Annotated in this window: 20 protein-coding genes and 1 tRNA gene; 10 read left to right on the top strand and 11 right to left on the bottom strand. The window is 47.4% G+C overall.

The annotated features are described in order from the left end of the window. Positions 1-13: 13 nt before the first annotated feature. The 4 genes from pstA to NW199_RS06745 all read right to left on the bottom strand — a co-directional run bounded on the left by pstA (position 14) and on the right by NW199_RS06745 (position 3,685). Positions 14-889 carry a phosphate ABC transporter permease PstA gene (pstA, locus tag NW199_RS06760; RefSeq protein ID WP_258334054.1) on the bottom strand — a complete coding sequence of 292 codons (876 nt, stop codon included), beginning with the start codon at positions 887-889 and terminating at the stop codon, positions 14-16. Between the two features lie 11 nt (positions 890-900). Beyond that, positions 901-1,782 carry a phosphate ABC transporter permease subunit PstC gene (gene pstC, locus NW199_RS06755; protein WP_258334053.1) on the bottom strand — a complete coding sequence of 294 codons (882 nt, stop codon included), beginning with the start codon at positions 1,780-1,782 and terminating at the stop codon, positions 901-903. A gap of 30 nt (positions 1,783-1,812) precedes the next feature. Continuing rightward, entirely contained in the window at positions 1,813-2,634 is an 822-nt protein-coding gene (locus NW199_RS06750) for a phosphate ABC transporter substrate-binding protein (protein WP_258334052.1), read from the bottom strand. Between the two features lie 169 nt (positions 2,635-2,803). Beyond that, on the bottom strand, positions 2,804-3,685 hold the full coding sequence (locus tag NW199_RS06745) for a LysR family transcriptional regulator (protein WP_258334051.1): 882 nt from the start codon (positions 3,683-3,685) through the stop codon (positions 2,804-2,806). A 106-nt stretch (positions 3,686-3,791) separates the two neighbouring features. Here NW199_RS06745 and NW199_RS06740 point away from each other — a divergent pair, with 106 nt between their 5' ends. Beyond that, a complete protein-coding gene (locus NW199_RS06740; protein WP_249092129.1) occupies positions 3,792-4,739 on the top strand; it encodes an AEC family transporter in 948 nt (315 codons plus the stop codon). A 52-nt stretch (positions 4,740-4,791) separates the two neighbouring features. Here the strand turns inward: NW199_RS06740 and NW199_RS06735 are convergent, their stop codons facing one another. Both NW199_RS06735 and NW199_RS06730 read right to left on the bottom strand, forming a co-directional pair. Beyond that, complete coding sequence (locus NW199_RS06735) at positions 4,792-5,028, bottom strand: hypothetical protein (RefSeq protein WP_258334050.1); 237 nt, start codon at positions 5,026-5,028, stop codon at positions 4,792-4,794. A 114-nt stretch (positions 5,029-5,142) separates the two neighbouring features. Further along, positions 5,143-6,708: a carboxylesterase/lipase family protein gene (locus NW199_RS06730; protein WP_258334049.1), complete on the bottom strand. Its 1,566-nt coding sequence runs from the start codon at positions 6,706-6,708 to the stop codon at positions 5,143-5,145. A gap of 160 nt (positions 6,709-6,868) precedes the next feature. Between NW199_RS06730 and NW199_RS06725 the strand changes: the two genes are divergently transcribed. After that, positions 6,869-8,680 carry a M24 family metallopeptidase gene (locus tag NW199_RS06725; protein WP_258334048.1) on the top strand — a complete coding sequence of 604 codons (1,812 nt, stop codon included), beginning with the start codon at positions 6,869-6,871 and terminating at the stop codon, positions 8,678-8,680. Here NW199_RS06725 and NW199_RS06720 read toward each other — a convergent pair. The 4 genes from NW199_RS06720 to NW199_RS06705 are packed head-to-tail and all read right to left on the bottom strand — an operon-like array spanning position 8,677 to position 12,855. After that, a complete protein-coding gene (locus tag NW199_RS06720) occupies positions 8,677-10,221 on the bottom strand; it encodes a hypothetical protein (protein WP_258334047.1) in 1,545 nt (514 codons plus the stop codon). The two genes, NW199_RS06725 and NW199_RS06720, sit on opposite strands and share 4 nt — an antisense overlap. Next, positions 10,175-11,704, bottom strand: a complete 1,530-nt coding sequence (locus NW199_RS06715; protein ID WP_258334046.1) for an SLC13 family permease — start codon at positions 11,702-11,704, stop codon at positions 10,175-10,177. The genes NW199_RS06720 and NW199_RS06715 overlap by 47 nt, the downstream gene beginning before the upstream one ends. Before the next feature lie 33 nt (positions 11,705-11,737). Beyond that, positions 11,738-12,373, bottom strand: coding sequence for a hypothetical protein (locus tag NW199_RS06710; protein WP_258334045.1), 636 nt, complete (start codon positions 12,371-12,373; stop codon positions 11,738-11,740). Positions 12,374-12,384: 11 nt separating this feature from the next. Then, positions 12,385-12,855 (bottom strand): CYTH domain-containing protein, encoded by a 471-nt coding sequence (locus NW199_RS06705; RefSeq protein ID WP_258334044.1) that lies wholly within the window; start codon positions 12,853-12,855, stop codon positions 12,385-12,387. A gap of 220 nt (positions 12,856-13,075) precedes the next feature. On the opposite strand from NW199_RS06705, the gene NW199_RS06700 reads away from it, so the two are divergent. The 8 genes from NW199_RS06700 to NW199_RS06665 all read left to right on the top strand — a co-directional run bounded on the left by NW199_RS06700 (position 13,076) and on the right by NW199_RS06665 (position 21,598). After that, the gene (locus NW199_RS06700; protein WP_258334043.1) at positions 13,076-13,987 is read left to right on the top strand and encodes a LysR family transcriptional regulator; all 912 of its coding nucleotides are present in this window, start codon (positions 13,076-13,078) and stop codon (positions 13,985-13,987) included. Between the two features lie 279 nt (positions 13,988-14,266). Further along, the gene (gene leuC, locus NW199_RS06695) at positions 14,267-15,673 is read left to right on the top strand and encodes a 3-isopropylmalate dehydratase large subunit (protein ID WP_258334042.1); all 1,407 of its coding nucleotides are present in this window, start codon (positions 14,267-14,269) and stop codon (positions 15,671-15,673) included. A gap of 6 nt (positions 15,674-15,679) precedes the next feature. Further along, positions 15,680-16,321 (top strand): 3-isopropylmalate dehydratase small subunit, encoded by a 642-nt coding sequence (gene leuD / locus NW199_RS06690; RefSeq protein WP_258334041.1) that lies wholly within the window; start codon positions 15,680-15,682, stop codon positions 16,319-16,321. A gap of 241 nt (positions 16,322-16,562) precedes the next feature. Next, positions 16,563-17,930 (top strand): alanine/glycine:cation symporter family protein, encoded by a 1,368-nt coding sequence (locus NW199_RS06685; protein WP_258334040.1) that lies wholly within the window; start codon positions 16,563-16,565, stop codon positions 17,928-17,930. Between the two features lies 1 nt (position 17,931). After that, positions 17,932-18,918, top strand: a complete 987-nt coding sequence (locus NW199_RS06680; RefSeq protein WP_258334039.1) for a tRNA dihydrouridine synthase — start codon at positions 17,932-17,934, stop codon at positions 18,916-18,918. Positions 18,919-18,990: 72 nt separating this feature from the next. Continuing rightward, positions 18,991-19,067: transfer RNA gene (locus NW199_RS06675), tRNA-Ile, on the top strand. 104 nt (positions 19,068-19,171) lie between these two features. Next, positions 19,172-20,188 carry a hypothetical protein gene (locus NW199_RS06670; RefSeq protein WP_258334038.1) on the top strand — a complete coding sequence of 339 codons (1,017 nt, stop codon included), beginning with the start codon at positions 19,172-19,174 and terminating at the stop codon, positions 20,186-20,188. Positions 20,189-20,320: 132 nt separating this feature from the next. Continuing rightward, a complete protein-coding gene (locus tag NW199_RS06665; protein WP_258334037.1) occupies positions 20,321-21,598 on the top strand; it encodes an amidohydrolase in 1,278 nt (425 codons plus the stop codon). Between the two features lie 68 nt (positions 21,599-21,666). On the opposite strand, the gene NW199_RS06660 is transcribed toward NW199_RS06665, so the two are convergent. Then, positions 21,667-21,837, bottom strand: coding sequence for a hypothetical protein (locus NW199_RS06660; RefSeq protein WP_258334036.1), 171 nt, complete (start codon positions 21,835-21,837; stop codon positions 21,667-21,669). Positions 21,838-22,138: the final 301 nt, after the last annotated feature.

Here is a 22,138-nt window from a genome sequence, read left to right as displayed (position 1 = left end):
TCGGAATCAGGGATTACTGTCGTGCAATTTTTCGTTGGGCTCGCTGACGGATGAAAAGAGCGACCAAATTCAAGCCCAAGACCATGAGCACCAACAGACAAGCGGTACCGTATTGCATCGGACGCGTTGCATCCACATCCACGCTTGAAGTCGCCAACACATAAATGTGGTACGGCAAACTCATCACCGGATCCAAAATCGAGTCACCCATTTTCGGGGTGTAAAACACCGCGGCCGTGTACATAATGGCGGCCGTTTCACCAGCCACACGAGACAGAGCCAAAATATTGCCGGTCAAAATGCCGGGCAAAGCCGCCGGCAAAATGATCTTAAAGATCGTTTGCTGTTTGTTGGCACCGAGCGCCAATGATGCTTCACGCCATGCCTGAGGCACTTGATTTAAGGCGGCCTCCGTTGTATTGATCACGATCGGTAAAGCCAAGACAGCCAAGGTGAGCACACCGGAAAGCAAACTCACACCAAATCCGCAAATCGTCACAAAAAAAGTTAAGCCGAATAAACCAAAAATGACGGAGGGCACACCGGAAAGGTTAGAAACGGCCAAGCGAATGGCTTCAACAAAACGACCCGATCCGCCGTACTCGGTCAAATACACAGCCGTGCAAACCCCAAGGGGCAAAGCAATGACCGTTGCGCCCACAGCAAGCCAGAAAGTACCAACAATGCAGGGCCAAACGCCGCCCGCCGTCATCATGTCTCGGGGGGACTCGAAAACAAATTCCCAGGACAAGGCAGGTAAAGCGTTATCAAGCAAATAAAGCAAAATAGCGACAATCACACCGGCACTGATCAGTGTAGTCAGACGCATCAAAGTGATGCCGATGTGCTGATAGGCATAACGCCAATTCGGATTACGTTCAACAGACATCTCTCATCCCCTTAATGCTTGCCGCCGATCTGGAATTTCTTCGTCAAGAAGAAAGCCAAAGCGTTGAAAATAAAGGTAGTCACAAAAAGCACAAGACCCGTGGCAAATAGTGCGTAGTAGTGAGTCGATCCAACAGCGGCTTCTGCCATTTCAGCAGCAATGGAGGCCGTCATCGGACGCAACGGATCAAAAAGGCTTTCCGGAATAATGGCTGCACCACCGGCGACCATCAAAACCACCATCGTTTCGCCCAAGGCACGGGAAATACCCAACATAATGGCGGTACCAATACCGCCTAAGGCGTAGCGAAACTGCACCTTGTAGAGCGTTTCCCAACGGGTGGCTCCTAACGCCAAAGAAGCTTCCGAGAGCGCAACCGGCACATTTCGTAAGGCATCTTCAGAGATGGAGCAGATAAACGGAATACACATCAAGCTCAACATCACCGAAGCGTTGAGCCAGTTAAGACCGGAGTCCAATCCGACAGACTCCTGCAGCCAAGGCGCCACAACCACCATACCCAAGAAACCGACGATAACGGAAGGCAAGGCGGCCAACAATTCAATTGCCGGTTTAACAATACTGCGAACCCGGGGACTGGCAAAATAGGCCAGATAAGCGGCGGTTAACAAGCCCATCGGCAAAGAAATCAAAGTGGTGGTCGCGGCCACAGCAAGGCTTGCCACCAAAAGTGCACCGATTTCAAAATCAGGATTCGGTCCCGTCGGATACCATTCCGTCCCAAACAAGAAAGTAAAGAACGGAACATCTTTCAAAATTGGCAGAGCTTGGGTGAGAAGAAAAACCAAAATGGCAGCGAGAGCCACAATTGAGAGCATGGCTATCGCTGCCAAAGACTTTTCAAACCCCTCGCCTCGTTTCAGTAACGTCATAACGAATTCTCAAAGGGTTCGTAAAGTCTATTATTTCTTAGAGGGCAACGGAACGAAGCCGACTTCTTTCACAGAAACCTGACCTTCCGGAGACAAAGCGTAATCAATCAAGGTCTTAACGTCGCCTGCAGGTTGACCGTTCGTGAAGAGATAAAGATCACGGGCAAGCGGCCAATCACGAGACAAAGCGGTCTCAGCAGAAGCAACCTTACCGCTGATGCTCAAGCCCTTGATGTCCTTTGTGATGTAACCCAAACCGACATAACCGATGGCATTCGGGTTCTTGGCAACGGTTTGAAGCACGGCGCCGTTAGAAGCTTGCAAAAGAGCGCGTTGTTGAACACGTTCACCCTTCATCACCAATTCTTCCCACGTTTCAAACGTACCGGAAGAAGAGTCACGGCTCACAACCGTAATACGGGCATCGGGACCACCGACCTGCTTCCAGTTGGTGATACGACCGGCGTAGATGTCACGGATTTGCTGCAAGCTCAAGTCCTTCACCGTGTTCTTCGGGTGAACGATCGGAACGATGGCATCAACCGCAACCGTGAAGCGAACAGCTTCACCACCGTTCTTCTTAACGTTTTCAACTTCTGCGGGCTTCATATCACGGCTAGCCATAGCTACGTCCGTCGTCTTATCCATCAGGGCCTTGATACCGTGACCAGAACCGCCACCGGACAAGGACACTTGAATGTCTTTATGTTTAGCCATGAACGTTTCGCTGATCTTTTGCATGGCAGGTAAAACAGTCGTGGAACCGTTAACAACCACGGTTCCGGCAGCAGCGGCAAAAGAAGCCAAACCAACACAGCCGGCCACTAAAGCAGAAATCAAAGTACGTTTCATAATGAAGTTCCTTATAAAAAGAATTTTTGATCATTTATCGTCTGAACTTGTGCGCAATTGTGAAACGCGGATATGACCCTAAAGTGACGACTTTGTGAAATTTTGATGAACAAAAGCCGTTTCCCCATTTCAGGAAACGGCCCTAGACAACAAAGAGTTTTCGGATTTTTTAACTCTTTTTTGCTCTTTTCTTAAGCAATGCCGGCAGTCTCTCAAGAAATACCTTAACAGCAGGCATGGTCGGCGTTCCGTGAGTCACTACAAAAAGTTTTCGATATAACGGAGGATCAAGCGGACGGCTTTCCACTTTGGCTTTGTCATTTTCCAAAAGCAGTTCCGGCAAAATGCTCACACCAATGCCTGCCTTGACAAGATTAACGATGGAAGTTGCTCCAACGGTTGTATAGCGAACCGGGATTCTTTGTCTTCCGTGTTTCAATCCATTCTCTAATTCCTTGCACCAACTAGCACCGTGAAGGATATAGGGATAGTCTTGTAATACCCTCAGTGGGATCTTTTTGTATTTAGACAATGGATGCTCTTTCGGGAAAATCACGCGAAATTCGTCTAAATGCAAAAGTTCAGCATTCAAATTTCCATCGCGTTTCGGAGTAAACAGACCGACATCTATGCGGTCTTCTTTGAGCCAATCATCGATAACATCTCCATTGCCAATCAACACTTCGTACTCAATTCCCGGAGCTTCTTGCATTAATTTTTTCAACACAATAGGAAGCCACTCGTTGGCAACAGCCGTCACGGTTCCTAAGCGCACGACGCCTTGTTTTAATCCGGTCATGTCTTGCAAGACACCATTTAGACGCATTTCGTCACTGCAAATTTGCCGAATGTAAGGCAAAAGTGCAGCCCCGGCCGGTGTCAAAGTCAATCCTGTTTTTTTACGATTCAATAGCGCAACACCCCACTGGCTCTCAAGGTCAGATACCATACGGCTGACCGCAGATTGCGTGTAGTAGAGACGCTTAGCCGCTTCAGTGAAACTGCCGCACTCAACCGTTGCAAGAAAAGCCCGAAATTTCGTGATCGTCATAACATTATGAGAAAATAGAATAATTAATAGAAGAAATATTCGCTTTTCTTATTTTATTCGAAATCTTATACTGAACTGATATTAAGAATTTTCAGATCAAAACATCATGCTTAGCGTTTTACTCATCCTTCCTGATTTCTTAGTGATCTTGGTTGGCTTTCTTTTGATGAAGTTCTTCCATGACGGTGTGTTCAATGAAACGTTTTGGAAGGGAGCTGAAAAAATTGTCTTTTATGTTTTATTCCCGCCACTGCTTTTTACATCCGTTGCGACCTCCAATCTCACACTAGGTGAAGCGGGTCTTTACCTCGTCGTTGCCATCAGCGCCATGATGTGTGCTGTCGTAATGTCTTACTTGATTCGCTATTTTGTAAAAGCGGACCCGGTTACGCATGCTTCTGCTTTTCACTGCGGTTTTCGATTCAATACTTACGTTGGCTTTGCATTGGTGTCCCGCTTATTTGGTCAAGAAGGCTTGGCGTTAATGTCACTTCTGATCGCATTTTGGGTTCCGATCAGCAATTCCATTGCCGTGGCGGCTCTAGCCAGTGCCGTTGCCCAACGCGAACAAACGACCGGTAAAAGCAATGTGTTGGCTAAAACCATCAAGGCCATTGTCACTAATCCTTTGATTATCGCGACCACTTTGGGCTTAATCGTTAATTTAGGTTCAATCCCCGTACCGGCCGTCGCCATGACCTTTTTCAAGTCATTAGGAAACGCCTCGCTTGCCATGGGGCTATTGTGCATCGGCGCCGGTTTAAGGTTAAGCGGAATGAAGTCCGAATGGAAACTGATCGCAGCGAATACCGTGGAACGCTTGGTGGCCACACCGGCCGTCGCGCTGCTCTTTTGCTTAGTGTTTGATTTGGCCCCGGCAGCATCGGGCGCGTTGATGATCTTTGCCATGTTGCCGACGGCACAGTCTTGCTACGTCATGACTGCGAGCATGAGAGGCAATGCTCCGCTGGTCGCAGGAATTACAACCGCTCATACGCTTGCGGCTATTCTGACCATCCCCTGCTGGATTGTGGTTATCACGGCTTTGCTTTAATCGTTTGAGTTCATGGAGGCATCAACTTTTTATTGATGCCTTCAGTAGAACCTCAACGAAAACCCGGTGCAACAAATGCCCCTTTAAGATCAATCGTTTTTTCCGCAATAGCTCGACAAGAAAGACCCGCGTCAATAATCTTTCCATCGTTAATGGAAATCTCCGCACCGTCCAGAATCTTTCCGCTTAAAACGTCGACAAGACGAGCGTTTATCAATCGTAATTCGCAAGGCTTTCGCCCCAAAACACAATTAATTTGTTCTTTAAGCACATCAATGGTCGGCATCATCAGTTTCTCCTGCGAGCATTTGTAGCCATATCGTCTCAGAATAATCTGGCAATTGCAAAAAAGCGCTTTCAGGATAGAAAGTCCATCCCAAAAGCGCCCCCAAAAAACTAAAAACTAACGATCGCCTCGATCTAAAACAATCGGAATGGAGTGCCAGAACTTACACTGATGCAAGTCAGAGAAATAACTCGCTGGAACGCTCTGAGATTGACCATTAAGACGCAAAGCCATCATTGAGCCGCCATCATCGGAGAATCGTTTCCATTGAGGTAGCGATTTTCCGTTCGGATTTTGAGTCTTAATGAAGTTACCCCAATATTGCCTCATCTCTTTAGCCAGTACCTTTTGAGCTTCAGTCATCTTGACTGAACGAGCTTGGTATTGACCGGCATCGGGGAAGAAATACGTCAATTCCGAAGCGTGGCTAGCCGCGTCATCATAATCAGCGAACTTTCTGCTAGTCGGCACCGTTGAATCTTCAAATGTGTAGATATAGGTTGCCACGGACTTATCCTTGCTTAATTCTTGAGCCAATGTTAAGTTCGTGCATCCACCCAAACCGCGCATGCCGCTATCGGTAATGAAATCACCGATCACATACGAAATAGCATACTTATCTTGATATTTATCAGCAGGATAAAGTTTTAGTGCTTCGGGCGCATTTTTCCCGACCAAGCGCTTAACCCAAGCTTCGTAGTCCTTAGCATTCCAATCGGTGTAAGCCGTACCGGCTGAACGTCCTTCTTCCTTGTTGGAACCGGATAAAACCGGAACCTTGATCCACTTTCCTTGACGAATAGCCTCAACGGCCGGAACATCGGAAACCGGATTCCAAAGACCAACCGACTTACTGGCCGCGGCTACCTGCTCGGTCGTGAGTTTGCGTACACAACTTAAAGCGTCCTTGGCTTCGTCGCATTTCGTCAACTTAAGGAACTGCTCTGAACGGGCTTGAGCCTGCTTAACCGTATCAACGTCATGAATACAGTCTTCACTTTGCAAAATCACACCGTCAACCAATCCTTTCGCCTTTGGATCAACCAAAATACGACAGGCATTGGTCGAACCCGCGGACTCAGTCATCAGGACAACATTGTCGGCATCGCCACCGAAGTTGGCTATGTTACGACGCACCCAAGCAAGAGCCGCCTCAGTGTCCGTTACACCAAAATTGCCGGCTGATTCATCCATGCCGGGTAATGTCAGAAAACCGAAGGCTCCGAGACGATACTGAAGTGTCACAACAATGATGTTGTTCTCGGTGGCTAAACGCGCGCCATCATGCTCTGTTGCATTGCCGCCTGTATTACCGCCACCGTGAGCGTAAACACCAACGGCTAACTTGGCATCCTTTTTTGTTCCGGCCGGACGATAAATATTGACATAAAGGCAATCTTCACTGCCAACATCCCCCTGACGGCATGCCTGAGGAGCCGTATTAGCTTTCTTAACGCCTTTCCATGGAACAACCGGTTGTGCGCTCTTCCAACGGTTCTCTCCAACCGGAGCTGCCGCAAACGGCACAGCTAAAAAGGTTTCAACTTGGGATCGAGTGCCGGGAACGGTCTTCGTAAAACCTTCCAACTGGCCACCTTCCGTTGAAACCACTAAATTTGAGGAAGCGCTGGCAACACCGGAGAAAAGGGCAAAAGCCACCGCGCAAGAAAGAAATTTTTGCATATCAGTCACTCCAAACGGACTTTTTTGTCCTGCAGTCAGTTTAGGCTCTGAAGAATTAGCCCTGAGATTTTTTTTGCAATCAAATACAGCAAGTTGCCTAGGTATCATTTCACATGCCGAGTAGACTGGCTAAATGAAATCGCATGAGATGAGGTCTGATATGGATACTGCTCAAAAAATCCTGTCTTTGAGAAAATTGATGCAAAAAGCCAATGTCAAAGCGCTTTATGTGAGTTCTGCTGATCCTCACCAATCGGAATCGGTTGCCGATCACTGGAAAACCGTTCAGTGGTTAACCGGTTTCACGGGCAGTATGGGCTATGCGATTCTCACTGAGAAAGAAGCTGAATTCTGGACAGATGGTCGCTACACCACACAGGCTCAACGCGAAATACCGGAAAACACTTTCCATATCAACACCATCGCAACGCCTCAAGCACCGCTGTGGTACGAATGGTTAAGTGATCGACTGCAAAAGGACGATACTGTCGCTATCGACGGCGAAGTGCTAAGCGAAGCTCAATTTCAAGACTTCAAAGAAAAACTCTCGGTTGAAAATTTAGTTATTTCATCTGACAGAAATTTTGTTGCAGAGATCTGGGATGATCGCCCCAACATTCCAACCGATCCCATCTGGGAGCTTGAAGCGCAGTACGCCGTTGAAACACGAATTGAAAAATTAGCCAAACTTCGAGAAAAACTTCTCGCATACGGCCCAAACACTGTCACGCTTCTATGCGGTTTGGACGATATAGCATGGCTCACCAATCTGCGCGGTCATGACAATCCGCTTTATCCGTTTTTCCATGCATACGCCTTGGTGAGCCAAAAAGAAGCGCACCTTTGTACAAATCTGGAAAAACTTTCGGAATCTATCCGTGCTCATCTTTCTGACGATGGTTGGTTGCTGCACAACTATCAGGACATTAACGCCCTAGTTTCTCAAATTCCCGCAAACGCCGTGGTTTACACGGATCCTTATAAAACGCCGTTCAAACTATACGAAACTGTCCCGCAAAGTTGCTTCACTCACGATGGTCCCGATCTTGTCACCGCCATCAAGGCCAAGAAGTCACCTGGTGAACAAAACAATATCCGAGAGGCCAACCGACACGAAGCCGCGGCCGTTATACGACTTATGAGATGGATTGAAGCTAACGCTGATTCGGGCGTATTGAATGAATACCAAGTAGGACAAAAGCTGGAAGAGTTCCGAAAACTCGATTTACTTTATATACAACCGGCTAATCGCCCGATTGTAGGTTATGCGGAAAATGCCGCACTGCCTCACTATCGACCGACAGCAACAATGAGCGCATCAATCAAACCGCAAGGATTCCTACTTTTTGACGTTTGTGCACATTACAAATGCGGAAGCACTGATTTAACTCGCACAGTTAAAGTAGGGCCTTTAACCGAAGAAATGAAGCATGACTACACGCTGACACTTAAGTGTCACATTAAGTTAGCGACCCAAAAGTTCCCTTATGGCACAACAGGTAACTTGCTTGATGCAATCGTGAAGTCTGTTCAATGGAACGAATTCACAAGCTTTAATCATGGGACAGGTCACGGAATCGGCTACCTACTTAATATCCACGAAGGCCCCGGAAAAATCATTACTGATTTCGCCCCCGCCTTCCCATGGGCGCTTAATACGCCGCTTGAAGAAGGCATGCTCTTTTCCAATGAACCCGGCATCTACAAACCGGGCAGACACGGCATTCGACTTGAAAATGCGGTATTGGTTCAAAAGGATATAAAAAATGAATTCGGTCAATTCATGCGATTTGAAACCGTCACTTTCTTACCTTTTGAACGGCAGGCCATTGTCATAGAAGAGTTAAGCGAAAGTGAACGCGATTGGATTGACAACTACCACCAAGAGGTCTACAGAAGAATCAGTCCGCTCTTAAATAAAGAAGAGCGACAGTGGCTCAAAGAAAAAACGAGACCACTAGAGAGCCGCTAAATATCCAACGTCTGCATGGATTTGACCCCCTTGTTGGTCAAGACAACACGGATAATTTCATCCTTAACGCTCTCGCGCTTATCTGCGGTCAGCGTGAAAAGCCTGCGGACAAAATAAAGGTGATAAATTTTGTCCGCCTGAGAAATATGCATTGATGAATCATCGGCAACCGGTAAATCCGCTTCATCGGTATCTATGAAATTTAAAAACGGCATCAGGTTAAACCAGGTGGTATCCATCAGACCATAACGAGTATCTCGAAAAAGGGCCGGATCCGTTTTAACGGTCAGCTCTTTTTTATAAAGCAATATGCTTTCAAATCGCCAGTCGTATATCCCTTTGACGCTTTGCGCCCTTTGGCGCAGCCGACGCACGGGTTCCGGCAAACGTCTGACATCAAAAAATTCAAACGACTCCTTGCAATCACCGACGTGATAACGTTCATCACGCAAAATTTCCAAACGCCTGTCGGGAATCCACTTTTTAAAGCATTTTGACAGTTGTTCTTTCAATAAATCTTTGATTCGATCTTTAAAGATGTAGCCTATGACCAGCGCAATAAAAAGATTAGCGCTTAACGCTCCGTACTGTCCCTGCCAAGCAAAGGCAATAACGGTGGCAAAGATCATTGAAACCGCCGCGGCAAACCCATACAGAGAGTGCACTAAAAAAGTGGGCCCCACGTGCGGTTTGATATTGAGAAAGAGGCAGCTGCTCACGTATTTGGTTAAAAGACGCCAACGATAAAGTTGCTGCTCTTGGCTACTTTGCTCGGAAAAACTCTCCTTATGGTGTTCTTTGCGATAGCGATTTTCCGACTCCCAAAGGGAAAGCAAAATATTTTTTGACGACTCTCTTTGTATACGGACAATCATCTTTTGCAGGTAATACAAAGTGATCACACTCATAAATTCGTCACAAAATACATCACATTCGGAGCCGATTGTTTTACCGATCTCACGCAGCCGCTTAGCCTGCAAACGATAAACGTCCAACGCTTTTTGAATCAACTCCACATAGTGTCGGGCTTCAGAATCCTGAAGGTCCAATTCATCATAAAGATTGTGTGTTTTAAGCCTCAGGCTTCTTTTATACGTTAACGCAAAGAGCTTATTGACTTGCAAAAAGCGCTCTAGGGCAAGCTCTGTCGGAAGCTTCTCCAGTTCTGTCAAAGCTTCTGAGAGATGCTCGGAGACGACTGAGCCATTGGCAAAATGTTCTAAGTCAATGGAAGGCGGTCTGAGTCGAATGAAATTTTTGAAAAAACGCAGGCAATCGGTTGCCTTGTAGTTTTCGCCATTAATTTGAAGAGAAACGGGAGAGAAAATGTACGTTTCAATCCGGTAGCGAATCTGTTTGGCACCGGTTTCAAATGACAGATGCTGCTGAATCTCAAGCTGTTGTCCCTGAACTTTTAGTTTTTCCTCGATCATCAGCTCAATCTCAACAGAAGACGGATCGGCCCGGATGAGCCGATCCGAATTTAACACGCGGTTAGAAGAAGCTCGGGCAAATACCCATCCAGTGCATGTACGTTGCACCGGCAATCAACAACAAGACCCAATACAAAACGCTCATGATGAAGCCATACTTGAAGGATTCACCCATCGTGTACTTATTCGTACCGTAGAGCATTGCATTCGGTTTAGCGTTAAAGGGCAACGACCAGCAGCAGTTGATGCACAATGCGACCGGCATAGCCAGAGCCAGGATATCGATCTTCAAAGTTTGCGCGATACCGATCACAATCGGCATGTAAATGATCGTACGCATATTCTTACTTTGGAAGATGAAGTGGCTCGCGATAAAGATGGCTGTCAACACAGCGTAGAGCGTGAAGTAAGACATCGTTTCCATGCCGAGAACTTCCATCAATTGAATGGTCAAAACGTCCATCAACTTGGTTGCCGTCAGACCTGCGCCCAAAGAGTACGCGCCCGCCGAGAAGATCATCAGATGCCAGGGAATATCCACATCGTTCCAGTTCAAAAGTTTGGTCTGTGGCAAAAGCATAATGACCGCACCCAACATGGCAACAACGGTGGAATTCAAACCGTGAAGTTTATCGGTAGCCCACACAAGCAAGATCAAACCGAAAATCAAGGCTGCCTTGACTTCGTTTTTCTTCACAGGCCCCAAATCGTCATAGGCTTTTTGCAAAGCTTCACGACCGCCCTCCAACTTCGGTTCACGGTCTTTCTTTGTCAACGGGAACACAAAGCGAACGCCAATCGCGTAGGACAAAATACCAAAAGCCAAAACAAGGGGGAGACCTGCGACAAACCAGTCAAAGTAGTACACGCTGACACCGGCGCCGGCCAAGAGCGCGACACCCAAAAGGTTGGCGCCCGATCCCGTCATGAACGTATTGCAGCTTGCGTTAATCATGAGCAAGTTGTGCAACACCAAGTTACGGGCAAAGTTGTTGGTCGTGTCGGTACCCGGGGCACCGTAGACGGCGCTCACCACCATAAAGAGCGGCATCATAAGGGCGGCCTTAGCAGCCGTTGCATTCACGAACGCTGCCAAAATGATGTTAATCGCCAGGAACGTCATGAAGATCATGCCCGCGTTTTTACCGAAACGCAGAATCATGTACAGGGCCACACGTTTGACAAGATCCGTTTTCACCATAGCGCTGGCCATAATAAAGGCGGATACGTTCAACCAAATGGTGGGGTCACCTAATGTGGCCATGGCGGGTTTGGCTTTAAGCAAACCGGTTAAAACCAAACCGCAGATCAAAAGCATGGAGGTAACGTAGTTCGGTACAGCTTCACTGATCCACAAAAAGAGGGCCGTGGCAAACAGACCGAACATGATTTGCTGCTTGGCGTCCAGAATCGGAAATTGGATGACGTACGAAAACAGTACGAACATCACCGCCGCAATCAGCAACCCCCATGTCTGACAGAATTTACCCACTTTGCTAAGCGGTCGCTTCGGCAGCTTATTGAGCGAGTAATTATTCATGTCTAGCGGATCATAATCCGTGACAGGTGTTTTAACAGCAGACGTTGTCATAAACAGTTCTCTTTAAATTGGTAAAACAAGCTATCAAAAGCCGACTACCTTCTTAGCTGCCTTCAGATAATTCACGTTAGGCATACCGGCCAAGCCCAAGGCTTCCACAGCACTTTGCATACCGGCGTAGTCTTCACTTTCGCAGCAAGCCGTTTCCACTTGCGCGCCGTTCATCCAAACATAGGCGAATTCACAGATGATGCCATTGACTGAGAAGCCATAGCGCTTCTTTTCCACGCCAACCAGCGTCAGATCCGGATGAGCCGTGACCATGGCGCAGAATTCATCAAACGTGTATTCGTCTTGGGTCAATTCAATTTCGACCATCAGGTGAGACAGAATCGTGGCAAGTTCTTCCTTTTTCACCGGGAATTGGAATTTGCCGCGCGGTTGGAAAATTTCATAACCTTGATCAGTTTCACCAACCTTGGTTTTAATGTCCAAAAGACCGTCACGAACCTTCACATTGGCTTCATCGGTCTTCTTGGAAAGAATGTAGGTTTCTTTCGGCATCACACGCACTTTGTAAAGCGTCGCCTTCGCATCCCACATTTTGGCCTTCAAAGGCTCAATGATGCCTTGACCAAACACGCGAAATTCTGCGCGAGGTGTCAATTTTTCAGCGTCTTTGGCGGAAATAGCAGTGTTCTTAGCATAGGTATCGGTCATGATCGTCTCCTTTATTTTTCCCACGTTGAATACGGATGAGCAACCAAGTTGCTGTTGAAGTAGCGAGGATCGCCGGAAACTTCTTCACCGATCCAATCCGGTTTTTCAAAAGCTTCGTCTTCGCTGCCCAATTCGATTTCAGCGACGATCAAACCCTTGTTGACACCCAAGAACTCATCAATTTCCCAAACATGTCCGCCCATCGGAATCTTGTAGCGATTCTTTTCAATGATGGGTTGTTCGGCCAAGTGATCCAACATTTGCACGCAGTCGTCATACGGAATTTCATATTCAAATTCCATACGGGTCACACCCACCGTGGGTCCCTTCACCGTCAAGAACGCCTTATCGGCAATCGTTCTGATACGAACCGTACGTTCTTTGATGCTATTTAAATAGCCTTGGCGATACTGTGTGCCGGCGGCGAGTTCGCGCCACTTATCACCGACCACTAAAAATTTTCTTTCGATTTCCTTTGACATGATTATTCTCCTAAAAACAATGTCACACCTTTTTGTTTTCATTTTTAACCCATGGTCTTCAAAAGAAAAATGAATAATTCAAATCAAACGCATAAGTTATTTTTATGATTTGTACTTCATTGTTTTTATTTATATTTTTTGAATTTGCGTTTTGTAAAAAATAAGAACTAGGGTTTTTATGGAGTAAAATTTTCAAAAAAACTTATGGATTAAAATTGCCATGATGGACCTCGATCCCCTAAAGACTTTTCACCACGTTGCACAACTGAAAAGTTTTACCAAAGCGGCTCAAAAACTCTATTTGACACAGCCCGCGGTGAGTCAGCAAATTCAGCGACTTGAACACTCTCTGCGGGTGAGTCTTTTCGACAGAAGTAAAAAACAGATTGAATTGACGCCTCAAGGGGAAATTCTCTTTAGCTATACCCGAAAACTTTTTCACCTCTTCGATGATATTGAAGTAGCGTTTGAAGACTTCAACAATTTGGAAAGCGGCCATATTTCCATCGGCGCCTCTTCATTAATCGGCACCTACTACCTACCCGACATGCTTGAAATCTTTCACGATCAATATCCGAACGTGACTTTCAATGTCCGAATCGGTAATTCGGAAAAAGTCGCCAAATGGGTCATGGAGCACGACGTGGATTTAGGGTTGTCGGCTCGCATCATGGGTAAAAAAGACATTATTCAATATCAGCTTCTCAATGAACCCTACCGGGCGGTCGCCAGTCCCCGCTCTTGCTGGGCCAAACTCGGACGGGCGTTAACCGCCCAAGAGTTTTCCGAAGCCTCTATTGTCACCCGTGAAAAAGGAGCTCGTTCTCAGAATAAATTAGACGAATGGCTTGATGAACAGGGACTGTCCGCTTACAAAGGAGGCTTTACCGTTGACTCAATGCAGTTAGCGAAAAATATGGCGATCAGTGGTTTGGGCGTAGTGACGCTACCGGAATTGGCAACCATTAAAGATGTTAAAAACGGTCTGCTCGTAAACATAGACGTGGAAAATTTCCACGTAAACACGGGCTACTACCTGATTTATCGAACAGACTCCAACTTGTCTCCGGCGGCTTTGAAGTTTCTCATGTTGCTCAAAGAGCACCGCCGTGACTTTATGGCGATCCTGTAGCAAAAAGCCACAGCTTGCTGACTCAACAGCTGACTGTGGCATTGCTTTAACTCTGAAGCAAACGAAATTATTTCGTGCCTATCCACTCTGTGATCAGACTACAACAACTGACCAAAGCCGTACAGGAAGCGCAGAGAGCCACCGAGGTCGATTTTTGTACATTACTAATTCCAAAAACTTTCGTATTAAATCAAAATTTCAATAAATATTTATTGTTGGTTAATATTTTTTTATTAAAATTCTTGCGACATGAATGTAGCCTTGTTTCTAGGAGACTCTATGGCAAAAACGCTTTATCAAAAAATCGTTGACTCGCATACTGTTAAAGTCATTGATTCCAACACTGTGCTTTTGTATTGCGACATTCACTTTGCCAACGAATACACCTCCCCTCAAGCTTTCGCGGGACTCATTGAACGAAAGATTGATGTGCTTAGCCCCGACTCCCATCTTTGCGTCGTTGACCACATTATTCCGACTCATGACGAGACGCCCCGTCGAATTTACGATGAAGCATCCCTTATTCAGGCTCAGACATTAGAAAGCAACTGCAAGCGCTTTGGCATCGCGGCTTTTTATGGTCCCAATAATCCCCTTCAGGGTATTGAACACGTGGTCATGGAAGAGCAAGGGCTGGTTCGCCCCGGCATGGTCGTGATTTGCGGAGACAGCCACACCACAACGCATGGTGCGATCGGTGCCCTGGGTTTTGGAATCGGAACGTCTGAAATCGAACACATCCTTGCCACCCAAACGCTTGTCTACCGTATGGCCGGCACCATGAGAATCACCATCAACGGAAAATTGACCGCGGAGGCGAGCGCCAAAGACCTGGTTTTGGCTGTGCTCAGAAAAATTTCGGCCCGAGGCGCGTTAGGTTTAGTGGTTGAGTACACGGGCGAAGCCGTTCAGACGCTTTCTGTTGAAGAACGTATGGTTCTTTGCAATCTCACCGTTGAAGCCGGAGCCCGAGGGGCAATTGTTGCTCCGGATGAAAAGTCGCTTCAATGGGTCTTTGATCACGCAAAAAATCTTTCGACAAGCGATCAAGAAGCCATGAGGGCTTACGTAAAAGAGCTTTATTCTGATCCTCAAGCGCATTTTGATAAAGAAGTTTCCCTTGACGCCAGTGCCGTTAAACCCATGGTTACCTGGGGTACGAGCCCCGACCAAGCGATTGGCTTTGATGAAAAAATCCCCTCTCCGGATTCGTTTTGCGATCCGGTTGCCAAGGAGGCTGCCCAACGCGCTCTTCACTATCAGGATCTCAAAGCCGGTGACTTCATCCGAAAGACACCGATTCAGCATGTCTTCATTGGCTCGTGTACCAATTCTCGCTTATGCGACTTAGAAGCCGCTGCCCGGGTGCTCAAAGGCCGTCATGTGGCCCCCGGCGTTCGCGCACAAGTCGTTCCTGGCTCCATGCTCATTCGTCGCCAAGCAGAAGAATTGGGACTTGACAAAATTTTCAAAGACGCTGGTTTTGAATGGCGCAAGAGCGGCTGCTCGTTATGTCTGGCTATGAATGACGACATTCTTGAGGCCGGCGTGCGCTGCGCCTCCACCACCAACCGCAACTTTGAAGGGCGTCAAGGACGAGGCAGCCACACACATTTGGTTAGCCCCGAGACGGCTGCCGCCAGTGCCGTCATGGGTTATCTTTGCCCGAAATCAGAATTGGAGTAAAGCATCATGGAAAAACTCATTACGTTGACAGCCGTCGCCGCCCCGATCAATGTCGATAACATGGACACCGATCAGTTGATGCCGAAACAATTTTTGCGAGGCATCGATAAGTCCGGTTTAGCCAAAGGCCTTCTTTATAACCACCGTCATTTATCCGACGGCACGACAAATCCTGATTTTGTCTTAAACAAACCGGGATTTGAAAATACGCAAATTATTCTTGCTGGCCCTAATTTCGGCTGTGGCTCCAGTCGAGAACACGCGGTTTGGGGACTGATGCAATACGGTATTCGAGCCGTCATTGCGGCCGGTTTCGGAGAAATTTTTTATTCCAACTGTTTTAATAACGGCTTATTGGCTGCCAAGGTTTCCCCTCAAACATCAGCCGAACTCTTTGATTATTTGTCAGACGAGCATCCGTGCAAACTGACGATTAACGTCAAAGACAAAGAAATCCGTACGGAAGACGGCTCCAAGGTCTGGCATTTTGATTTGGCTGAACGCCATCAAACCATGCTCTTAGAAGGACTTGATATGCTCGAAGCCACCATGAAAGACATCGATAGCATTCGAGCATTTAAAGAAGAACATGAAAAGGCTTTCCCTTGGATGAGCGGATTGGCCGGACGGTACGCCAAAAATCTGTAATCAATTAACTGAGTTAACCTTGATTTTGCCGCCACGTACTCCTTTTTGCTTACAACAAAAGGAGCCTGGCGGCTTTTCTTTGTTACAATCAGACAAATCATTGTAGTTATACTCGTGCGTCAAGACTTCCCAATCCCTTAACCCAACCGTCCAAGTCGATTTCGCACTCAATAATTTCAACGCGTGCGCTTTTAAGTTCCTGCTTTTGTTCCGTGCACATTAGAGAGAATGTGAGGTAGAGATGGATTTTCTCAATCAATTATTTGGTGATATTAACAGTGTCCTTTGGGGTGTGTTTGTTTTGATTCCGCTTTTATGCGGAACCGGTATTTTTTATACCTTCAAACTTCGTTTCGTGCAGATCCGCCTCTTTCCGACCGCTCTTCGCTTTTTATTTAATAACGCAACACTTTTTGGCAAACGAGCCGACCAAACCGGCATGAGCTCTTTTCAAGCCTTAGCCACCGCAGTCGCCGCCCAAGTGGGTACCGGTAACGTGGCAGGCGCCGCCACCGCCATCGTTGCGGGCGGCCCCGGCGCATTATTCTGGCTATGGGTCGCGGCATTTTTCGGCATGGCCACAATTTTTGCCGAAGCCGTATTGGCACAAATCTATCGTGTGACAGGCGAAAATGACCGCGTTGTGGGCGGTCCGGCCTTTTACATGTCTTTAGGCTTGGGCCCGAAATTTAAACCGATGGCTGTCTTTTTCTCTGCCGTCGCCATCATTACCATGGGCTGCATGGGCAGTCTTGTGCAATCCAATACGGTCTCTCAAGCGCTCAACCATGCCTTTGATGTCCCGCTTCTGGCTTCCGGCATCGGTGTAGCCATTTTGTCCGGCGTTGTCATGTTCGGCGGCATGGGGCGTCTAGCCAGTGTCACGGAAAAACTCGTTCCTTTCATGGCAGGTCTGTATTTGATTGGCGGCAGCTACGTGCTCGCTTGTCACTACGATCAGATCATTCCCGCCTTTGATTTGGTTTTCACTGCAGCCTTTAATCCGGAAGCCGTGGGTGGCGGCGCTTTGGGGTTGACTGTCGCCAAAGCCATGCAATTCGGTGTCGCCCGCGGTCTTTTCTCTAACGAAGCCGGTATGGGTACAACGCCTCACGCTCACGCTGTTGCCAAGGTAGAACATCCGGCCGAACAAGGGCTCGTTGCCATTTTCGGTGTTTTCACGACGGTTTTGATCGTGACCTTCACGGTTTTAGTCATTCTCGTGACAGGGGTCATGGATTTTGACACCACCGGTATTGAGCTCACACAAAAAGCCTATTCCGTCGGCTTGGGTGGGGCTGGTGTTGGCTTCGTTGCCATCTGTCTTTTCTTCTTTGCCTATTCAACCATCATCGGCTGGTATTTCTTCAGTGAACAAAACGTCCGTTACCTCTTTCACGGCCGCGGTATTTTTGTCTATCGTCTGATTGTCTGCGCTTTCTTGGTATTGGGCGCCGTTACGCACGTTAATTTAGTTTGGACACTTTCGGACTTCTTTAACGGTATCATGGTGATCCCCAACGTGATTGCTTTACTGCTTTTGCATAAAGTGGTGGGTTCTTCACTCAATGACTTTGAAAGCAAATTAAAGAAAGCCGGACTTAACTGATATGACTGATCCCTTGTTGGTCGTCGCCCCGATGGAAGGCCTCACTGGCTTTCCATTCAGAAGGGTGCATGCTCACTTTTTCGGTGCCGCTGACGCCTATTTTCTCCCCTTTGTCACGCCGACCACTTTGCCTCGATTTACCGAGCGTCAAATGCGAGAACTTGCGCCCGACGTCAACATCGGTATTAAAGCAGTCCCTCAGCTTCTTACCCGTCGAGTGGAAGATTTTCTCTGGGCCGCCAAGGCTCTCGCCGATTTGGGTTACGATGAAGTCAATCTCAATTTGGGTTGCCCGGCCGGCACCGTTGTCGCCAAAGGAAAGGGATCCGGGTTTCTTCGGGAACCTTTTGAGTTGCAACGCTTTCTGGACAAAATTTTCTCTGCGGATTTACCTATTCGGATTTCTGTCAAAACCCGAATCGGGTGGGCAGATGAACAAGAATTTGATCTTTTAGCGGATGTTTATAACCATTATCCGCAGATGAAGTCTCTCACTATCCATCCGAGAGTGAGAAGCGATTTTTATAAGGGCGAGATTAGGGAAAACGTCTTCGAGCACTATTTTCACACCTTCAAGATGCCGATTGGCTTCAACGGCGATGTCATTACAGTCTCTGACCTTGAAAGAGTGAAAACAAAATACCGCCCGCTTGCTCATATCATGGTCGGGCGAGCTTTGATGGCCGATCCCGCTCTCTTTCGGAAAGCCAAAGGCGGAGCCGCCGCCACGTTGTCAGAAATCCAGACCTACTACGATGCTCTTTTAGAGAGCTATTGCGTGGCCTTTGGCAACGTAAAAAATGCCCTGATGCGAATGAAGGAATATTGGTTCTTTCAGCACAATTTATTTGACAACGCTGAGCGCGCCGTGAAAGCCATCTATAAAGCGAAGACCATGGAAGACTATCTCAGCGCAACGCGGCAAATATACGAGAACTGCCCCTTGAGAACGGAAAGCTCTTTTGGGTGGAAAAAGGAGCTCCTTTAACCGGGGAGCACCTATCATTCGCACAAAAGAGAACTTTGCTTTAAAATCACTTCTCCTTTCTCAAAAAAGGAAGGGCCTGTAGCTCAGTCGGTTAGAGCAGCGGACTCATAATCCGTTGGTCGTGGGTTCGAGCCCCACCGGGCCTACCATTCGCCTTTCTCGTAACAATTCCCCGTGTTTCTGAAACAACTTTCTGAAAGTCATTGCCTATAATCAAAGCGTTCTTCAATGACTCTCTTCAGGTTGATCTCTTATGCCCTCTATCGTTAAGTTGAGTGCCTGCGCGGTTTTCGGACTCACGCTCGCCGGTTTGTCTTGTGCCACAGATTTACCCGGCCAACCCCAACCCCTGCCCCATATCAGCACATTGAGTGCCTTTCAAACCGGGGTTTACCATTTCTACGATCAAAACAGCAGCTTCTTTAAACTCGGGAAAAAGGCAGGCTCCCAATACCGTTTGGTAAGCGAATTTTCAAAAGGCACTCCCCGCTACTTCTCTTACAGTATGAGTAAAGATTGGACGGTGAGAAACGGTGTTTTACAAAGACCATCCGTTGCCAACGTCGTGCGACCTGTCGCGGGCAACAAAGTCAATGTTATCCGTCAAGGACAATCAAGCGGGCTATCCGTTGAATTAAAAGCCTATGACGTCTCTGATAAGTCCATTGCGTCTTATTTGAAACTTCAAAATGGAAAATCCACGAAATTATCCGATTCCGTATCTTCGTGGACTAAATTCCCGACGGGCTCGGTTGCCTATGTGCCCACGCTGACCAGCCTGCGAACAGAAGTCATTGTTCCTGAAGTTAACATTTTTACCGGTCAGAAAACCGTTGAAGGTTTTGTGAAAGCCTTCTCGGGCAAGATTCCCAATTGCCTGCGATACGAAAAGCGCTCAGGCTCTCAACCTTACGCCATTCGCTTTACAAACCGCAAAGGCAATACCGGCAACATTGAAATTTATGAAGCCAAGCGAGGCAAGGTGTTCTGCGAAGTCGATGGTCCCAAGGTGGCCAATGGATCCTACAAAATTCAAACCATCAACGGCACGAAGGTTTTAACCCTTAACTTCCCTCAACACATTGACCGCCGTGACATCGGCATCCATTCCAGCGAAAACGGTGCTTTGGATTTGGCGTTTGTTGAAGTGAAAAAACCGCATCCGCAAGTTTTGCCCGGTCGGGTGCTTCACGCCAAGCGAACCTTCACGGATAATCAATACCGATTCAATAAAGTCGCCGCAGACAGTATTAAAAACGCCCTAAAGTAACGACTGGTTTTATTGACGGCCGACCCTTTTAAAGGTCGGCCGTTTTAACTCAGTTAACTATTTGGCGGTTTTCACGGGTTGTCGATTTTTTTATTCCTTTCATAATTAATGCTACTTGGAAAGGAGAAATAAATGAGTGAAAAATACATTGAAGAGATGATTCAAACACGTCGCGCTCTACATAAACGTCCCGAGTTAGGCTGGACGGAATTTGAGACGATGTGGCACATCTGTTCTCATTTGGAGCAATGGGGTATCCCCTACGTTTTGGGCACGAAAGTGATTAATCCTGCTTTCGTCATGGGCCGCAATGAAACGGAAGTCAAAGACGCCATGGAACGAGCCAAAAAGCACGGTGTACCAGAAGCGTTTCTTGAAAAAACTGAAGGCTATACGGGGGCTGCCGCCATCATTGATACGGGTCGCCCCGGTCCTGTGACGGCTTTTCGCTGTGACATGGACGCTTTGCCCATCCGTGAGTCCGACGATTGCAGCCACGAGCCTGCCAAATTAGGATTTGCGAGCGAACGCGCAGGTATTATGCACGCTTGCGGCCACGACGGTCACAGCGCTGTTGGCCTGACAGTGGCTCATTGGCTCTGGGATCACAAAGATGAACTCTGCGGTCAATTCAAGGTTCTTTTCCAACCGGCCGAAGAAGGTGTCCGCGGTGCGCGTCCCATGTCCGAGTCCGGCATTGTCGATGATGTGGATTGGTTAGTGGGCAGTCACGTGGGCGGCAATTTCCACTCCGGTGAAGTGACGGTTCAAGACGGTGGGTTCCTTGCCTCTACCAAATTCGATATCACCTTTACCGGTCTTCAATCTCACGCAGGCAATGCTCCGCACAAGGGTCACAACGCCTTAGTCGCCGCCGCCTGCGCAACGATGATGATTCAAGGCATTCCCCGCCACGGAGACGGTGACTCACGCGTCGCTGTGGGCAAATTAGTCGCCGGTGAAGGCCGCAACATTATCGCGGCACACGCTTCGATGGAAATGGAAGTGCGCGGTGAAACCCAAGAAGTCAATGACTTCATGGCCGACAATGTTGAACATATTATTGAAGGGGTGGAAAAAGCTTATCAGGTTAGCGCCAAGGTTGAACGCGTCGGTGAATCTTCGACACTGGTCGTTTGCCCGAAGTGCATTGAAAAAATTGAAGAAGCCGTCCAAAAGGTGCCTGGAGTGAAGCTTATGCCTCGTTTCCACGGTGCGGCGGGTTCTGAAGACTGCTCTTGGCTTATCCGTAAAGTCGCCTCTCACGGCGGTCAGGCCGCGTATTTCATCTTTGGCTGTGAGCACAAAGGCCACCACCGTCCTGACTTTGATATTCAAGACGAAAAGAACCTCCCTGTCGCCTTCAATGTCTTTGTCAATTTTGCGAAATTAGTGAACGGCAAAAACTAATTTTGTGGCTTCGTTAACAAAGGGCGATCGTTGATTGGACGATCGTCCTTTTTGTTTTTCCAAGTCCGTCACCTTATTGCAATCTTTGCGAGCTCAATCTCATTGGGCAACACGTCATCATGGTGCCAAACACCCTGTTGGATTTTTTTAATGATGGAAGCTTTAACTTGTTCAAAAAGCGGAGAGCGCGAGGGGAAAAATCCGCTCTTTTCATCGGGCAGTACTACCTTTTCAAACATGACCGGACACCTCAAAGAGAGAGTATTGATGAATATATGTGTTCTTATGTTTTATATAGCGCCTTGTCCATTAGAACGACTGTTTTTCTTTCTGTCAACTTGTTTTTGCATGAATGCTACACAGATGTCTTTAATCAGTTAACTGACATCTGACAGCCAATCTAGAACTACTACCCATTCATTCAAAAAGACATTGCTTTTAACCTTTCATGTCGACACGGACAGCATCTTGTTCGGTTCCTTTCTCAAATTCCGGAGGTCTAAATGTCCTACACTTTGACATCCTCCTCGCCGTGAACGA

The sequence above is a fragment of the Parasutterella secunda genome, assembly GCF_024733725.1.
Taxonomy (GTDB): Bacteria; Pseudomonadota; Gammaproteobacteria; order Burkholderiales; family Burkholderiaceae_F; genus Aphodousia; species Aphodousia faecalis.
The sequence above is the reverse complement of the archived record's forward strand: the minus strand, read 5'-3'. Positions and strand labels throughout refer to the sequence as shown.

What these genes read in the sequence shown, in the direction of transcription:
- pstA (WP_258334054.1), bottom strand. Translation starts at nt 889, where the DNA reads ATGTCTGTTGAACGTAATCCGAATTGGCGTTATGCCTATCAGCACATC.
- pstC (WP_258334053.1), bottom strand. Translation starts at nt 1,782, where the DNA reads ATGACGTTACTGAAACGAGGCGAGGGGTTTGAAAAGTCTTTGGCAGCG.
- NW199_RS06750 (WP_258334052.1), bottom strand. Translation starts at nt 2,634, where the DNA reads ATGAAACGTACTTTGATTTCTGCTTTAGTGGCCGGCTGTGTTGGTTTG.
- NW199_RS06745 (WP_258334051.1), bottom strand. Translation starts at nt 3,685, where the DNA reads ATGACGATCACGAAATTTCGGGCTTTTCTTGCAACGGTTGAGTGCGGC.
- NW199_RS06740 (WP_249092129.1), top strand. Translation starts at nt 3,792, where the DNA reads ATGCTTAGCGTTTTACTCATCCTTCCTGATTTCTTAGTGATCTTGGTT.
- NW199_RS06735 (WP_258334050.1), bottom strand. Translation starts at nt 5,028, where the DNA reads ATGATGCCGACCATTGATGTGCTTAAAGAACAAATTAATTGTGTTTTG.
- NW199_RS06730 (WP_258334049.1), bottom strand. Translation starts at nt 6,708, where the DNA reads ATGCAAAAATTTCTTTCTTGCGCGGTGGCTTTTGCCCTTTTCTCCGGT.
- NW199_RS06725 (WP_258334048.1), top strand. Translation starts at nt 6,869, where the DNA reads ATGGATACTGCTCAAAAAATCCTGTCTTTGAGAAAATTGATGCAAAAA.
- NW199_RS06715 (WP_258334046.1), bottom strand. Translation starts at nt 11,704, where the DNA reads ATGACAACGTCTGCTGTTAAAACACCTGTCACGGATTATGATCCGCTA.
- NW199_RS06710 (WP_258334045.1), bottom strand. Translation starts at nt 12,373, where the DNA reads ATGACCGATACCTATGCTAAGAACACTGCTATTTCCGCCAAAGACGCT.
- NW199_RS06705 (WP_258334044.1), bottom strand. Translation starts at nt 12,855, where the DNA reads ATGTCAAAGGAAATCGAAAGAAAATTTTTAGTGGTCGGTGATAAGTGG.
- NW199_RS06700 (WP_258334043.1), top strand. Translation starts at nt 13,076, where the DNA reads ATGATGGACCTCGATCCCCTAAAGACTTTTCACCACGTTGCACAACTG.
- leuC (WP_258334042.1), top strand. Translation starts at nt 14,267, where the DNA reads ATGGCAAAAACGCTTTATCAAAAAATCGTTGACTCGCATACTGTTAAA.
- leuD (WP_258334041.1), top strand. Translation starts at nt 15,680, where the DNA reads ATGGAAAAACTCATTACGTTGACAGCCGTCGCCGCCCCGATCAATGTC.
- NW199_RS06685 (WP_258334040.1), top strand. Translation starts at nt 16,563, where the DNA reads ATGGATTTTCTCAATCAATTATTTGGTGATATTAACAGTGTCCTTTGG.
- NW199_RS06680 (WP_258334039.1), top strand. Translation starts at nt 17,932, where the DNA reads ATGACTGATCCCTTGTTGGTCGTCGCCCCGATGGAAGGCCTCACTGGC.
- NW199_RS06670 (WP_258334038.1), top strand. Translation starts at nt 19,172, where the DNA reads ATGCCCTCTATCGTTAAGTTGAGTGCCTGCGCGGTTTTCGGACTCACG.
- NW199_RS06665 (WP_258334037.1), top strand. Translation starts at nt 20,321, where the DNA reads ATGAGTGAAAAATACATTGAAGAGATGATTCAAACACGTCGCGCTCTA.
- NW199_RS06660 (WP_258334036.1), bottom strand. Translation starts at nt 21,837, where the DNA reads ATGTTTGAAAAGGTAGTACTGCCCGATGAAAAGAGCGGATTTTTCCCC.